Source organism: Treponema berlinense (assembly GCF_900167025.1).
GTDB classification, from domain to species: Bacteria; Spirochaetota; Spirochaetia; order Treponematales; family Treponemataceae; genus Treponema_D; species Treponema_D berlinense.
The window spans coordinates 24,467-39,197 of record NZ_FUXC01000003.1 but is presented as its reverse complement, the minus strand read 5'-3'; the positions used below and the strand labels follow the sequence as shown (position 1 = coordinate 39,197).

General features: G+C 41.4%; 14 protein-coding genes. 3 read left to right on the top strand and 11 right to left on the bottom strand.

The genetic code is table 11. The features are described 5' to 3' along the window. The first annotated feature begins 81 nt into the window (after positions 1 to 81). Entirely contained in the window at positions 82 to 1,926 is a 1,845-nt protein-coding gene (locus tag B5D47_RS03705; protein ID WP_078930484.1) for a phosphoenolpyruvate carboxykinase (GTP), read from the top strand. 665 nt (positions 1,927 to 2,591) lie between these two features. Here the strand turns inward: B5D47_RS03705 and B5D47_RS03695 are convergent. From B5D47_RS03695 to B5D47_RS03680, 4 genes are read right to left on the bottom strand one after another with little or no spacing between them, the layout of a single operon-like run. Then, positions 2,592 to 3,818 carry a hypothetical protein gene (locus B5D47_RS03695; RefSeq protein ID WP_078930482.1) on the bottom strand — a complete coding sequence of 409 codons (1,227 nt, stop codon included), beginning with the start codon at positions 3,816 to 3,818 and terminating at the stop codon, positions 2,592 to 2,594. A gap of 5 nt (positions 3,819 to 3,823) precedes the next feature. Next, a complete protein-coding gene (locus B5D47_RS03690) occupies positions 3,824 to 4,861 on the bottom strand; it encodes an ABC transporter ATP-binding protein (protein WP_078930481.1) in 1,038 nt (345 codons plus the stop codon). Next, the gene (locus B5D47_RS03685; RefSeq protein ID WP_078930480.1) at positions 4,851 to 6,524 is read right to left on the bottom strand and encodes an ABC transporter permease; all 1,674 of its coding nucleotides are present in this window, start codon (positions 6,522 to 6,524) and stop codon (positions 4,851 to 4,853) included. The genes B5D47_RS03690 and B5D47_RS03685 overlap by 11 nt, the downstream gene beginning before the upstream one ends. A gap of 32 nt (positions 6,525 to 6,556) precedes the next feature. Then, positions 6,557 to 7,555: an ABC transporter substrate-binding protein gene (locus B5D47_RS03680; RefSeq protein ID WP_078930479.1), complete on the bottom strand. Its 999-nt coding sequence runs from the start codon at positions 7,553 to 7,555 to the stop codon at positions 6,557 to 6,559. 163 nt (positions 7,556 to 7,718) lie between these two features. Here B5D47_RS03680 and B5D47_RS03675 point away from each other — a divergent pair, with 163 nt between their 5' ends. Continuing rightward, positions 7,719 to 8,666: a DNA-methyltransferase gene (locus tag B5D47_RS03675; protein WP_078930478.1), complete on the top strand. Its 948-nt coding sequence runs from the start codon at positions 7,719 to 7,721 to the stop codon at positions 8,664 to 8,666. 24 nt (positions 8,667 to 8,690) lie between these two features. Here B5D47_RS03675 and B5D47_RS03670 read toward each other — a convergent pair whose 3' ends face one another. The 4 genes from B5D47_RS03670 to B5D47_RS03650 form a co-directional block, all read right to left on the bottom strand. Further along, entirely contained in the window at positions 8,691 to 9,704 is a 1,014-nt protein-coding gene (locus B5D47_RS03670; protein WP_078930477.1) for an endonuclease/exonuclease/phosphatase family protein, read from the bottom strand. 126 nt (positions 9,705 to 9,830) lie between these two features. Further along, positions 9,831 to 10,250 (bottom strand): bacteriohemerythrin, encoded by a 420-nt coding sequence (locus tag B5D47_RS03665; RefSeq protein ID WP_078930476.1) that lies wholly within the window; start codon positions 10,248 to 10,250, stop codon positions 9,831 to 9,833. Positions 10,251 to 10,528: 278 nt separating this feature from the next. Next, a complete protein-coding gene (locus tag B5D47_RS03655; protein ID WP_078930474.1) occupies positions 10,529 to 10,831 on the bottom strand; it encodes a type II toxin-antitoxin system YafQ family toxin in 303 nt (100 codons plus the stop codon). Next, entirely contained in the window at positions 10,831 to 11,097 is a 267-nt protein-coding gene (locus B5D47_RS03650; protein WP_078930473.1) for a type II toxin-antitoxin system RelB/DinJ family antitoxin, read from the bottom strand. The genes B5D47_RS03655 and B5D47_RS03650 overlap by 1 nt, the downstream gene beginning before the upstream one ends. Positions 11,098 to 11,250: 153 nt before the next feature. On the opposite strand from B5D47_RS03650, the gene B5D47_RS03645 reads away from it, so the two are divergent. After that, positions 11,251 to 12,588 (top strand): sodium-dependent transporter, encoded by a 1,338-nt coding sequence (locus tag B5D47_RS03645; protein ID WP_078930472.1) that lies wholly within the window; start codon positions 11,251 to 11,253, stop codon positions 12,586 to 12,588. A 77-nt stretch (positions 12,589 to 12,665) separates the two neighbouring features. Here B5D47_RS03645 and B5D47_RS03640 read toward each other — a convergent pair whose 3' ends face one another. The 3 genes from B5D47_RS03640 to B5D47_RS03630 form a co-directional block, all read right to left on the bottom strand. Beyond that, positions 12,666 to 13,433, bottom strand: a complete 768-nt coding sequence (locus B5D47_RS03640; RefSeq protein ID WP_078930471.1) for an HU family DNA-binding protein — start codon at positions 13,431 to 13,433, stop codon at positions 12,666 to 12,668. 246 nt (positions 13,434 to 13,679) lie between these two features. Then, positions 13,680 to 14,270: an ImmA/IrrE family metallo-endopeptidase gene (locus B5D47_RS03635; RefSeq protein ID WP_078930470.1), complete on the bottom strand. Its 591-nt coding sequence runs from the start codon at positions 14,268 to 14,270 to the stop codon at positions 13,680 to 13,682. A gap of 12 nt (positions 14,271 to 14,282) precedes the next feature. Further along, positions 14,283 to 14,651, bottom strand: a complete 369-nt coding sequence (locus B5D47_RS03630) for a helix-turn-helix domain-containing protein (protein ID WP_159443481.1) — start codon at positions 14,649 to 14,651, stop codon at positions 14,283 to 14,285. Between the last annotated feature and the right edge of the window lie 80 nt (positions 14,652 to 14,731).

The following is a 14,731-nucleotide window of genomic DNA, read 5'->3' as shown; positions in this document are numbered from 1 at the left end:
ATCGCAATTATTGTCATTGAATTCACGGCTCAAAAATACTATAATGCGTTTTAGTTAGATTTTTTTTAAGGAGATCTTAGAATGACAGTTAATGACATTAAAAACGCCAAGGTTAAGGCTTGGGTTGAAGAATGTGTTAAAATGTGTGAACCTGACCAGGTTGTTGTATGCGACGGTTCTACAGCAGAGTATGACCGTCTCGTAAAAATTTGTGTAGACGCCGGTCTTGCTACTCCATTGGCTAAAAAACCTCACAGCTACCTTTTCCGCTCAGATCCTTCTGACGTAGCACGTGTTGAAAAAAGAACATTCATTGCAGCAAAAACTCAGGAAGCTGCTGGTCCTACAAACAACTGGATCGACCCTGCTGAACTCAAAGCAACAATGAAAGGTCTTTACAAAGGATGTATGCACGGACGCACAATGTACGTTATTCCGTTCTGCATGGGACCTCTCGGTTCACCAATCGCAAAATACGGTATTGAACTTACAGATTCAGAATATGTTGTTTTGAACATGGACATCATGACACGTGCCGGCGAAAAAGTTTGGAAGTACATTGATGACAACTTTATTCCTTGTCTTCACTCAGTTGGAAAACCACTCAACAATGGCGAAAAAGACAACGGTGTATGGGCTTGTGCTCCAGTTGAACAGAAATACATTTCTCAGTTCCCAGAAGAACACCTCATCTGGTCTTATGGTTCTGGATACGGCGGAAACGCTCTTCTCGGAAAAAAATGTTTCGCTCTCCGTATTGCTTCAGTTCTCGCCCGCGAAGAAGGCTGGCTTGCAGAACACATGCTTATTCTTAAGCTCACAAACCCACAGGGCGAAGTTAAATACGTTACAGGTGCTTTCCCATCAGCTTGTGGAAAAACAAACCTCGCAATGCTTATTCCTACAATTCCTGGCTGGAAAGTTGAAACAGTCGGCGATGATATTGCATGGATGAAATTCGGAAAAGACGGTCGTCTTTACGCTATCAACCCAGAAGCAGGATTCTTCGGAGTTGCTCCAGGAACTTCTGCCCAGTCTAACAAAAACGCTCTTGAAGCTGCTTCTAAAAACACAATCTTCACAAACTGTGCGCTCACAGAAGACGGAGATGTTTGGTGGGAAGGAATCGGCTACCCTGCAAAAGGCAAGCTCGTTGACTGGAAAGGCAACACACGTGATGCTCTTCCAAAAGACAAATCACCAAAAGGCGAAGAATTCGCTCATCCAAACGCACGCTTTACAGCACCAGCTAAACAGTGTCCATGTATCGCTTCTGACTGGGAATCTCCAGAAGGTGTACCTATCAGCGCAATCTTGTTCGGTGGACGCCGTCCGTCAACAATTCCACTTGTTCACCAGAGCCGTGACTGGAACCACGGTGTATTCCTCGGATCTATCGTAGGTTCAGAAATCACTGCTGCTTCTACAATCGATGCTTCTCAGGTTGGAAAAATCCGCCGCGACCCATTCGCAATTCTTCCATTCTGTGGATACAACATGGGCGACTACTTCCAGCACTGGATCGACGTTGGCAACGCTGCAAAAGACAAAGACCTCTTGCCAAAAATCTTCTACGTTAACTGGTTCCGCAAGGACGACAACAACGCAGAACTTCCAGGCGGATTTATGTGGCCAGGATACGGCGACAACAGCCGCGTTCTTGAATGGATTTTTGACCGCTGTGACGGAAAAGACAACTTTATCGACACACCAATCGGTTACATGCCAAAAGAAGGCGCAATCAACACTGACGGTCTCGCAGACTACTACAAAAAGACTCTTCCAGAGATTCTCAAGGTTGATGTTGAAGGATGGAAAAAAGAAGTTAAGGATATTCGTGAAAACCACTATCCAAAATTCGGAAAACACCTTCCAAAAGAACTTACGGCAATCCTCGATGAACTCGAGGCTCGCTTGAACAAATAATTTGGCTTTAAGCTAGATTAAAAAAAAAGGCTGCCTGTAAAGTTGATTGTTCAACAAAGGGTAGCCTTTTTTATTTGACAAAAATTCTATCTTCTGGTGCGCTTGCATTCTTCACGAAATCCTTGAAAACAAATGCAAAAACTCTGGCCAAGACCGGCTTTTGCATAATGAACTTATTATTTTGGTACAAATCAAAAGTTGAACTTGAAATTTGTACTATAATAATCAAAAGACCAAAAATTTTCGCCACAACCCGCCGAACAAAATCTTTACAAAACGTCGAAAAAACTTGAACTAAAAAGCGCTGTTCCACGTCTTATTGATGAATGGCAAATGAAATTTTGGAAAATACGCCTACAAACGTGAAGACGGTGTTTTAGTCGTTCCGATTGGAGTGCTTAAGAATTAAAATTGATTTTATGACAGGGTCTGCATTATTCTTTAGTGCATACTGCGTTAGCGCTGGGAATGAGGGGATGTCCCTATAAGTCGTTGAAAAATTTCTAAATGATTGTAATATATGTCGGGTCAAGCTTAAAAATGACATAAAAGATACTTATGGGACATCCTGGTTCCGGAGCAAGGCGCAGGAATGAGCGTAGCGAACCATGGACATAGCGACCCGAACGCAGTGAAGGGAACGCCCGGAATAACAAACGATTTTTTTATTGTGCCAAGGCTTTTTTTACGGTCTGCAAATCTTTTTTTAAGAGCGGGCTTTCGGGATTTTGAGCAAGTTCTTTTTCGAGTATCGATTTGGCCTCGTCAAATTTTCCTGTATTAAAAAGCGGTACAACCTGATTGTGAACGGATATTTCGTGTTTTTTTAAAATCTGTCCGTCTATCATTTTTTTTACGCGGTTTTGCATTGCTTCGGCTGCAAGGGCGCTACGGTTTTTAAAAAGTTCAAGCGCGTCATTTTCGCGGTTTTTGTTAAGAAGATTGACTGCGGCGTTGTAAAGCGAATTTCCGTAAGTTTTTTGAAGGGCCGCGCTGTTTCCAAAATTTTGAATTACTTTTTCAAGAAATTCGAGGGCGTTTTCCGGCTGTGAGGCGCGATTTTGGGTTATTGCGTAGTTGCAGGCCAGCGTATCAAGGTCGTTTTTTGCTGTTTTTGTTTCCGGGTCTGAAAAAAGCTTTAGAAACTCAAGGCGGCTTATTTCGAGAGGAATTGACTTTTCGTAGTCGCCGGAATCGTTTAAGCTGCTTGCAATATTTTTTCCGGTCAAGGTTGCGGCTGCACGACTGCTTATCTGTCTGTTTCCGGCGTAGTATTTTTTTGGAATTACGGCGTATTTGCGGTTGTTTTCGGATTGTGCGACAAGTTTTTTTTCGCCGGGATTAAAGCCATAAGGATTTGTCGTTTCGACGTCGATTTTTTTTGTGTCAATAAAAACAGAACAATAGGCGTGGATATTTGTTTCCTGAACGCAGGCTTCGATTTCTAGACTCCTGGCCAACGCAAGATACAAAATGCTTGCAGTGACGCAGTTGTACGAACCTGTCAAAAGTGTCGTGTTAAGGCGTGTTGCGTCTTCTTCGTACCGGTAAAGGGCAACATCATACAAAAATAAAAGCAGTCTTTCCGCCGCGTCAATTTTTTCAAGACCGGAAAACTGTTTTTTTACGGCTTTTTCGAGCGAATCGTATTTTTTTAAGCAGGATAAGCCTTCTTCGCTTTCTACTGGACAAAACGAATATTCCAACGCTGTCTGGATTATCTGTCTTGAGGTAAGATTTTGGCCAAGAATGTTATGTTTTTCGTCAATGTGTTCAAATTTTTGAATTGAATTTTCCTCCAGTCCCCACAAAATTGACGGCTCAAGAGAAGGAAAAGCAAAAATAAGCTGAACTGCAAAAAATGCAAAAATTGTTGCCAGAATTTTTTTCATATACGCTATTTTTTTAACAGATATTTTTCGATTTTGAGGGTGATTTTTTGACCTGAAGGCAAATCTTCATCTTCGGTCGGTAAATCTGCGGTCAAAATCTGGGAAGTTTTGTTGTCAAGGCGAATGCGGTAGCGAGTTGTCTGTCCTAAAAATGCTGTCGAAACAACAGTTCCACTGACTGTAAGGCAATTTTTTGTCTCTTTTTCGCCGGCATTTATCTTTAAAAACCATTCCGGCCGGACTGTCAATGTTTTTGCTTCTTTTAGAGACGGATTATCAATTTCAAATTCATTTAAGTCTGTCAGTTTTATAAAATTTGCCCTGCCGACCGCATCTGCGACAAAATCGTTTGCCGGTTCAAAATAGATTTGCCTTGGAGTTCCAACCTGCTGCAATTTTCCGGCTTTTAAAACCGCAATCGTGTCAGAAAGCGAGAGAGCTTCTTCCTGGTCGTGAGTAACATAGAGAGTTGTAATTCCAATCTGGCTTTGAACATCTTTTAGTTCTTCACGAACCTGAGTACGCAACTTTGCATCAAGAGAAGAAAGCGGTTCGTCCATTAAAAGAATTTTCGGCTCAAGAACGAGAGCGCGCCCCAAGGCTACGCGCTGCTGCTGTCCGCCAGAAAGCTCATGAGGGAATCTTTCCAGAAGATTGGCGATTCCGAGGATGCGCGCGGTTTTATGTATTTTTGCAAAATTTTCTTCTTTGCTGTTTTTGTTTTTTATTTCAAGTCCGTAGAGAAGATTTTTTTGAACCGTCATATGCGGAAAAAGAGCATAATCCTGAAAAACCATTCCAATCTGTCTTTTTTCCGGCGGAACAAAGGTGCAGTCCGCACCATCAATCAAAATTGAACCGGAATCCGGTGTTAAAAAACCGGAAACTATTTTTAGGAGGGTGGTTTTTCCGCAACCGCTTGGTCCCAAAAGTGTTGTAAAACTACCGCTTTTTACTTCAAGAAAAAAATCGTCGATAGTCCGAGTATTTCCAAAACTAAAAGAAACGTTCTTAAAAGTAAGGCTTGCACTGCTACTGTTCATAAATTTTTGCCTCAAACCGCCGGCTAAAAATTTTTCCGGCTCCAAGTATTATAAAAGTAATGACAGTTAAAACAAGTGCCAGAGCCGCAGATTTGCCCCAGTCGCCCTGCTCTGCCAAATTCAAAATTTTTATCGAGGCAAGTCCTGTGTTAAAACTTACCAGAAAAATAACCGAACTTATAGTTCCAACGCCACGGGCAAAATCGTAAACGGCAGAACTAAATAGACCGCCAATGCTCAATGGCAAAATAATATCGTTTAAAACCTTCAGCCGTCCTGCCCCCAAAGAACGTGCCGCTTCGTCAAGAGAAATTTTCAAGCGGCTAAAAGTTGAAGAGCAGATTCTGTAGCTAAACGGCAGATAACTTACAGTCATTGCAATTATGATTAAAAACGAGCTCAATTCAAAATGAAGGATTCTTTCGATATACGAAGAAACATAGGCAAGAGAAAGTCCAAAAAGTGTTCCTGGAATTGCAGAAGGAATCTGACAAACCGCATCAAGCCCCGAAACAAGCGGAAGCTTTGTCCTGTGAGTAAGATAAACGGTTAGAGCCGCAATAAAAGTCGACAAAAGCGCCGCCACAAAGGCAAAACAAAGGGAATTGAACAGACTCTGGCTGAACGAAAAAATTGCCTTAAAATGGGCAAAGGTAAAGCTCGTATTTATTCCCCAAAGTTTTTGAAAAGCCCCCATTATAATAGAAAGAAGTTGCGCAATAATAAGGATTGCAAAAAAAGAACAAAAAACCGTAAGTAAAATATTCATTCCAAAACTGACATTTTTGTTTTTTTTGAACGGAATATTTTTTTCTGATTTTGGACTTGGCTTTCCTCCGCCGATTTTTCCGCCAATTGTCGCAAATTTTAAGGCATTTTTTTTATAAAAACGATTTTGCATCACAAAAAGCAAAATTGACGGAATCAAAAGTACAAGCCCCATTGCCGCACTTGTCCCAATATTAAGCCAGCCGGTAAGCTGAGTGTAGATTTCAACAGCAAGAACATTAAATCTTCCGCCAACAATCAGAGGATTTCCAAAATCGCTCAAAACGCTTACTGCAATAAAGAGCGTAGCCGAAACAATTCCAGCAAAACTCAACGGCAAAGTAACCGACTTAAAAATTTTCCAGTTGCCTGCCCCCATGCTTTTTGCAGCCTGCTCAATAGAAGGATTTATTCCGTTTAAAGTCTGGCAGCAAATTAAATATGCAATCGGAAAAAAACACAAAACCTGGCTTAAGAGAAGTCCCCAAAAACCGTAAAGGCTCACATCAAGACCGAGCAATGTTTTTGTAAAAAATCCCTGCCGTCCAAACAAAAGAATAAAAGAAAGACCTCCGACAAAAGGAGGCGTTACCATGTGGACAACAGGAACGACCGCAAATAATTTTTTAAAAGGAAGATTGCCGCGGACAACGGCATAAGCGTAAATGTAACCGACAAAAACAGAAACAAAGGTCGAGCAGACACATTCAATAGCAGTATTTCTGATTGCCGTAAAAAATCTTTTTTGAGTAAAAATCTGTGCAAAGTCGGACAGGCGCACAGAAAAAAGAGCGTATAAAACAGGAATAATTACTGTTATCGCAAAAAAAAGCCACAATGCAGCGCAGGCAAAAAAACTTTTTTCCTGACCGTAAATTTTTCCTGTTTTATTCAATTTAGTTCCTTGAAAAATGGACTATTCCAATTCTAGTTTAAGATTTTTGACCACTTAGACAAAACTTCTGTTTTTTGACCAGCGGCCTTTGCTCTATCATAATTGATTAAATCAACATCTTCAATTCTTGTTGCTCCTTCAATTATGCCAGCTTCTGAATTTACAGGAACAGTAAAGTCGATTGAAGTCATAAGTTCCTGAGCGTCTTTACCGAGAATAAAATCAACAAACTTTTTGGCATTTTCAGGATTTTTTGCATTCTTCAGCACTGCAATACAGTCAACGTCGCCGGCAGTTTTTGGAGGCGAAACTGTCACAATATCAAATCCCTGTGCCTTGTATTTTACAAGAGCATGAAGGTAAGCAACTCCAAGAGCATATTCGCCTGTTCCAATGAGTTTTGGAGGCGCGCTTCCACTGTCCGGGAACTGACCAACAAGCTGGCTCAATTTTTCAAGATAATTCCAGCCATTTTCCCAGCCAAGACGCTGCAACTGGTTCTGAAGGAAAAGATACGCCGTCGAAGAACTTGCAGGGTTTGTCATAACAACTTCGCCCTTAAAAATTGGATTTGCAAGCTCGTCCCAAGTCTTAGGATATTCAACGCCAGGGAATTTTTCTGCAAAACGTTTTGCGTTAATTCCGATTCCAAGAGAAAGGACACAAAATCCAGTCCAGGTTCCGTCAGCAGATTTTGCATAAGACGGCAATTTGCCTGCAATTTTTGGAACATAAACGTCCAAAGCACCGGCTTTTGCAGCCTGAATATGATAAGCAGAACCGCCGCCCAAAAGAACATCGGCTTTAGGGTCGTCTTTTTCGGCAATAACGCGGTTTACAAGTTCGCCAGTTGTCGCACGCAAATAATTTACTTTAATTCCAGTTTTTTTTGTAAAAAGATTACAAAGAGCCGCAGTTTCTTCATCGTGAATAATCGAATAAACATTCAATTCTCCGCCTTTTTTTCCACAGGCCGAAAACAATACACAAGAAGCCAAAACAAGCGCAAGTGTTCCAAAAACTTTTTTCATAAGTCCTCCAATCCCTTTATAACCTAGTAATATAGTATGTTATAAAAGTTTATTCAATACGAATATAGATAATAAGTATAAAAACTGAATGTTAATTTTTGATTAAAAAAAACGCAAAACGGACAAATAGAAAAAAAATTGAATTTTAATTATAATTTCGTTCATGCCGCAAATTAAAGAAAAATCCTCTCGAAACAAGACCATAAATTTTACAGAAGAAGAAGGCTCAGAATACTTAAAAAAATGCCTTTTTGCAGATCCGTCATTTTTGCCATCAAAAGAAAAACTTACCGACTGCATAATCTGTGGCGACACATTTGAACTGCTTCCAAAACTTCCAGAAGAAACATTTCCGCTCGTAATTGCAGATCCGCCGTACAACCTTTCAAAACAGTACAATTCTTCAAAATTTGCAGCAAAAAATCATGCGGAATACAAATCTTACACAAAAAAATGGCTTGAACTTACGCTGCCTCTTCTCACAAAAAACGGCTCAATGTACATCTGCGTCGACTGGCAAAGCTCAATAATTGTCGGCGAAGTTTTAAACGAATACGAAGAAGAAGGAAAAATATTTCTGCGAAACAGAATCACCTGGGAAAGAGAAAAAGGCCGCGGAGCAAAAGCAAACTGGAAAAACTGCCACGAAGACATTTGGTTTTTTACAAAATCCGAAGATTATGTTTTTAACACAGATGCAGTAAAAATGCGCAGAAAAGTAATCGCTCCGTACAAAACCAACGGAAAACCAAAAGACTGGACAGAATCTTCCGAAGGAAATTACCGCGACACCTGCCCTTCAAATTTTTGGAACGACATAACAATTCCATTCTGGTCGATGAGCGAAAATACAGCGCATCCAACTCAAAAACCAGAAAAACTCCTTGCAAAGCTAATCTTGGCGTCAAGCAATCAGGGAGATTTAATATTCGACCCTTTTGCAGGTTCTGGAAGCACAGCCGTAACGGCAAAAAAACTCGGCCGCCACTGGTGCACAATCGAAAAAGAACAGCGTTACTGCGCCTGGAGCGAATACCGCCTTCAAATGGCAGAAAAAGACTCTTCGATTCAAGGCTATTCCGACGGAATTTTTCATATGCGAAACGAATAGCCTTTTCTGCAAAAAAATCTCAACTTACCACGAAATTACGCAGCTGACAGGAAAATGATCAGAATATCCAGTTCCGTACTTTAAAATATATTTTGAAGGCGAACCGTCGGCATTTGACCAGTTTCCTTTACATTCAACCTTAAAATCAGAAACATTCGCGCCACTTCCGGCAAAAAAATGGTCTATTCGCTCCCAATTCCCGTTATAAAAATAACTGCCCGGCTCAAAAAGGTTTCCGCCAGAATCATACCAGGGAGAATAAACCAAAGCAGGATTTTCACCGCGAAGCTCAACATTAAACTGAAGTTTTCGTCCGTTTATCTTTCTAAATTCAAGAATATCGCGGTTAAAGTCGCCACAGGCAACAACAGGAATATTTTTACCCTCATACTCCGCAAAACTCTGGGCAAGAACAGATTCCTGAAAATTCCGCCAAACCTCGCTTTTTTCCGCCCCACCGCTCTTACTTTTCCAGTGATTAACCAAAAGCAAAAGAGGCCGTTCATTTACATTTACAAAAACTTTTAAAAGCGGGCGCATCGAAGGCTGGCTTTCGGCTTCAGAACGAACATCCAGAGAATGAACGGTTTTTCCAAAAAGCGGAAAACGGCTCAAAACACCCAGACCAATCGCCGAACCTTCATCTTTGTAAAAACAACCATAACTATAATTTTTTGAAATACTGAAATTTGAACAAAGCCGGTTAAAAATGTCATAAAGCTGGTCTTCGTTTTCAAGCTCCTGCATAACAAAAATATCCGGCTCGCAGGCTTTTACAACTTCCGAAAGCCGCTCAAGCCTAACACCGTATTTTTCTTTGCACCAGCCGGCAGAACTTGAAGCAAACTCAGAATATTCAGTTCCGCTAAAGTTTCCGTCAAAAAAAGTCTGCAAATTCCAGTTCAAAATTTTGACAGAATTCAATTTTTCAGACTGATTTTTTTCTGCAAGCAAACACGACTGACTGCACGAACAAAACAAAAATCCTGACACAAAAAATGCAAAACCAAAACAAAAAACAGATTTCTTAATTTTCATAAATTGCCTCTTAACAAAAAAAACTCTTCTATATAATAAAGTGTCTTTAAAGTTAAACTTTTGACAATTTTTGTGAAAAAAAATCTAAAAAATTCTTTTAGAAGATTTGATCGAAACCTGTTAAATTTAAGAATTCTGCTTCATAAAATTTGCCCAGATTTTGTCAGCCTTTGCAATGTGATTCAAAACCCAGTTTACAATATATTTGTAAAAACCAAGAACACCGCCCTTGCTGTCAGCAGAAAGTTTCTGAATCTGAAAACCAACTTCCTTTATAAAAAATTCATGTGCGGCCTTGTGCGTGCTAAGTCCGACATAACCGATTTTTTTCTGAAGCTCTTCTTCGTTAGAAAAATGATATTCAGTATAATCAGTCAATTCTTTTAAAATGGAAGGCATTTTTTCCTTTAAGGCAGATTCATCTCCAGTAACAACATCATAAAGCTCGTTTGCAATAGCAATAAGTTTTTTGTGCTGCTTGTCAATTTCCGGAACCCCCAAAAGATATTCGTCGTTCCATTCGATTTTTTTAATTTCTTCATTCATATAAAAACCTCATTTTTTACAAAAAATATTTATCTGACAAAAAAAATACAATAAAAATCTCAGTTCGTCAAATTTTAGGGCAAAACAAGGGCGTGCCGGCAACAAGTTGCCGACAGGCTTTCCAGAGTTCCGGCTTCCGCCTGCATTGCTCCACTACGTTCCGCAACGGCTCCGCCGCTCTTCCAATCCTTCACGCAAAAAATTATCTTCCGCCGGATCCTGGGATTCTGGTGAGTACCTTCAGTTTCCGGGAAAAATAAGCGGGCTGGAAAAAAATTCTATTTTTTAAATAAGTCAGCGTGAGTTCCTGTGCGTGAAAGTTCAAGAATCAGCACATCATCCTTTATCTGATAAATTAAAAGCCAGTCCGGTTTTATGTGACATTCACGGTGATTTTTCCAGTTTCCCTCAAGCTCGTGGTCGTGGTATTTTTCATCGAGAGGAAGAGCGTTTGCGAGTTTGCCGACAATTTCTGCAAAAAGGCTTAAGTCGTAATGCCGCTTTTCAACTTTCTTCATGTCTTTCTTCATTGCAGAGGTGAATTTTACTTCGTATTTTGTTTTTTCCTTTGAAAATTCCATTACTTTAACAAGGCCTCCATCAAGTCATGAACATTATTGTATCCTTTCACATTCGGGTCGTTCGCAATTCTGTCGCCTTCCTTCATTGCCTTGATTGTCTTGCGGTTCGGGCGGTCAACGGCTATGTCGAACGGAATCCGTCCTTCGCGGAGAACCTGTTTTGTAAAAACGTTGTAAAGACCTGAAACTGTCATGCCAACCTGCTCGCAAAATGAAGAAATATCCTTTTTGTCCTGGTCATCCAAAGTAATTGTTAAATTTGCCATAATATCCTCCAAAAACAGTAACCTACACTTGAATATATGTGAATTTCATGTGTTTTTCAAGTGTAAAATTACAATTTCCGTTCTGCAAGGCGATTTCTTTTGCAATCAAGAAATTTTGTTCTCACCGCCCTGAAATTCTGCTAAAATATTTTTATGGCTAGAGAAAGATTGAGCAGCAGACTTGGATTTATTCTGCTGAGCGCAGGCTGCGCTATTGGGTGCGGAAACGTCTGGAAATTTCCGTGGATGGTCGGTCAGAACGGAGGCGGCGCGTTTGTTCTTGTTTATCTTGCTTTTCTTGTTGTGCTGGGGCTTCCGGCTTTGACAATGGAATTCGCGCTTGGAAGAGCTTCTCAGGCAAGCCCGGTCAGAATGTACCAGAAGCTTGAAAAGCCAGGCTCAAAATGGCACATTCACGGCTACGTCTGCCTGCTTGGTAACATTTTCTTGATGGCGTTCTACACGGTTGTTACAGGCTGGCTGGTTTACTATTTTGTCTCGTTTGTAGTTGGAAAGTCAGGAGAGCTTAGCTTTGGCAAGATGATTTCAAGCCCGCGTATAAATGTAATGTACCTTTTTATCGCTGTTGCGGTGTGCTTTTTGATTCTCACCCGCAATCTTCAGAGCGGACTTGAGCGAATCACAAAATACATGATGGTTCTTCTTTTGGTCTTGATGACAGTGCTTGCTGTGCGGAGCATTTCTCTTCCGGGCGGTGCAAAAGGACTTTCGTTCTATCTCGTTCCCGACTTTAAGAAGCTCACAGTTCCGGTTGTCGTTGGTGCTATGAACCAGGCGTTTTTTACGCTTTCTCTTGGAATAGGCGCAATGTCAATTTTTGGAAGCTACATCGGAAAAGACAGAAGCCTTATGGGAGAATCCGTAAAAGTCATTATTCTTGACACTTTCGTTGCGGTTACAGCGGGCTTGATTATCTTTCCGGCATGCGCGTCGTTTGGAATCGCAGTTGACGCAGGTCCGTCTCTTCTTTTCAACACAATGACAACCGTCTTCAACAACATGGGAGGCGGCAGAGTATGGGGAAGTCTTTTCTTTCTTTTTATGGTATTCGCGGCGTTCTCAACGGAACTTGCGGTATGCGAAAATATTCTTGCCTGCGTGCGCGAGATGACAGGCTGGTCACGCAAAAAAGGCTGCGTAATCTGCGGAGCCGGCATTTTCTTAATCGCGCTCACAACCGCTCTAGGCTACAGCGTGCTCCATTTTCACCCGTTCGGCGAAGGATCGGCATGGCTTGACTTCTGGGATTTTATCGTAAGCAACAACCTTCTTCCGCTCGGCGCGCTGATTTTCGCAGTTTTCAGCTGCAGCAGCAGATTCGGCTTAGGCTGGGAAAAACTCGTGCAGGAAGCAAACGGGGGCGAAGGTCTCAAAGTCAAAAACTGGATGAAGCCAGTCTTCGCGTACTTTGTTCCGCTTTGCATAATCGCAATCTACATAATCGGGCTTGCGACGTTCAAGTGGAAATAGAAATATAATATTAACAACGATTAACTCCACTATGTGGTTTTCCAAGCATAGTAGAGTTAATTACAGAATCACCGCTTTTATTTTACAGTGACAATGTCAGACACTGCGGAAACAAAGGTCTTTTTGTCTTCGTTTCCTTTTCGGCTGTTTGTGCGCAGGATAATCCTGTAGCTTTTGCCGATTTCAAGGCTTTCTGGCAGGAAGAATTCGAGCGTCTTTGAAAGGTTTCGCATTATGGACTCCGGGTTCACCTTGTGCCACAAGCTTTCATCTTCGGAATAAATCCCGTCTGTGTCACATTCGGCAAAGAAAATTCCGCCATCACTGCCAGAAATTTTCAGTCTGCCGCCGTCAAGTCTCGCGGCTTTTTTAGATGTAAGAGTTCCGTCATTAAGCCCTGTAAAAAGGTCAGTAACAGAATCAATTGAGGGGCTTGAATCCGCAATCACGATTCTGTTTATCCCCAGCTTTGAGACCGCCTCGTTCGTTTCCTTTGACGAAGTGAACTTTACAAGCAATTTTTTTATTTCTGCGGTTTCAGCGGTATTTCCGCTTGTGCCGCTTGCCGCAATATAGAAAGTTCCCAAGTCCATGAGGTTCACGCTTTCGCCGCGCTGCAATGCTTCTATTATTTCCGCTTTTATCAGGGAAAGAATGTGCTTTGCAGTTATGGCGTTCACGCCGATGTCTTTTTTCTGCGTGCGTGCTATAAGATTGTCAATCGTAACATTGCGCCGGTCAAAACGTGCGTAATATTTTCCGCCATTGTCAAAGTAATTTTTGTACAGAGTGAGATTTCCGCTTCCATCTGTGTCCGAATAGTTAATGTTTGTAGTTGTACTCATAAGTAAGTTCCTTGTCCGTTTTTGGACTGTCTGTTATAAAAAGGTGAGTTTCCTTTTCCACACTGAACAGAATTTCCGCTTTTCGCAAGATTTTCTGTTGACCAGACACGAAAGACAGGAGTATACTTCTAAAATCAGATTTGAAGATTCTCCGTCTGGAGTGTCTTTTTAAAGCCCTTAAGAAATGCCTTACGCACCGCAAATGTTTTCGGCAAATCCTAAGGGCTTAATTTTTTGCTTCATTTTTCATACAGCCTCCTCCAGCACTTGTTCTGGACTGAATAAATCAAGAATCCTGTTTGAAAGAATTCTTCTCACAATATTCGGGTACTGCCTTATGCGCATATAACTGTCAAAGACATAGTTTGCGCAAGTCCAGCCAAGCCCGAATTCCTGCATAAGCTCATCCGGACAGCACGGTGAAAGCTTTATCACGAACGGCATTGCAGCCTGAGCATAAGTTGCAAAACGGTTGCATTCCGCTTTCATCCTGGCCGCCGACTTTCCCTGATTCTCGTACAAGTGCCCGAGCTGTATATGGGCAATCTCATACCAGATTGTAAAACGGACGGTGCAAGGCGGAAGCGAGTCATTGTAGTAAATCGCGTACCTTGACTTTGCCGTCATCGTGGAAAACCCCTCCTCATACTTTGAGGTCATAAATTTTCTGTCCTCATCTGAGGAATCTGAATATTTTACAAGCTCAATTCCAAGCAGGCGAGCAACCTCAAAGCAGTCCGCCGGATATTTTTTTATTCCCAAATCCTCAAAAAGACAATTCGCCTCTTCTTCTATCTCATCATATTCACTTCCCAAAAGCTGAACCGCTCTTTCCATTCATACCTCATCTTACGAAAAAAGAATTTTCGCGAACCTTTTGCGCTCCTCATCGGTCAGAGTCTTGGCATTGCGCGCGATAAGCTCGAATGCCTGTTCAATTTCCTGTTCTGATGAGAACTTATGGGCATCGTCGCTTTTTCCAGTAAGATAATCGACCGTCGTACCCAGCGCATTTGCTATGTTCAGAAGGATTGCACCCTTCGGAACCCTATCCCCTTTAAGGTAGTGGGAAACCGCCCCCTCACTCAAGTTAGTTGCATCGGCAAGAGCCTTCTGGCTCATTCCTGTTTCCGAAAGCAGTTTACCGATTCTGTCTTTAACAGCCATGCTTTCCATAATTATTTCAATTCCTAATTCAATTCTTGCCTTACGGCACATCCGCCGCAATCGCCATTTTATTTTGCGGCACTTTCTATTCGTTTTTAGCATTAACCTCCTAAAAACAATATAGATTACAA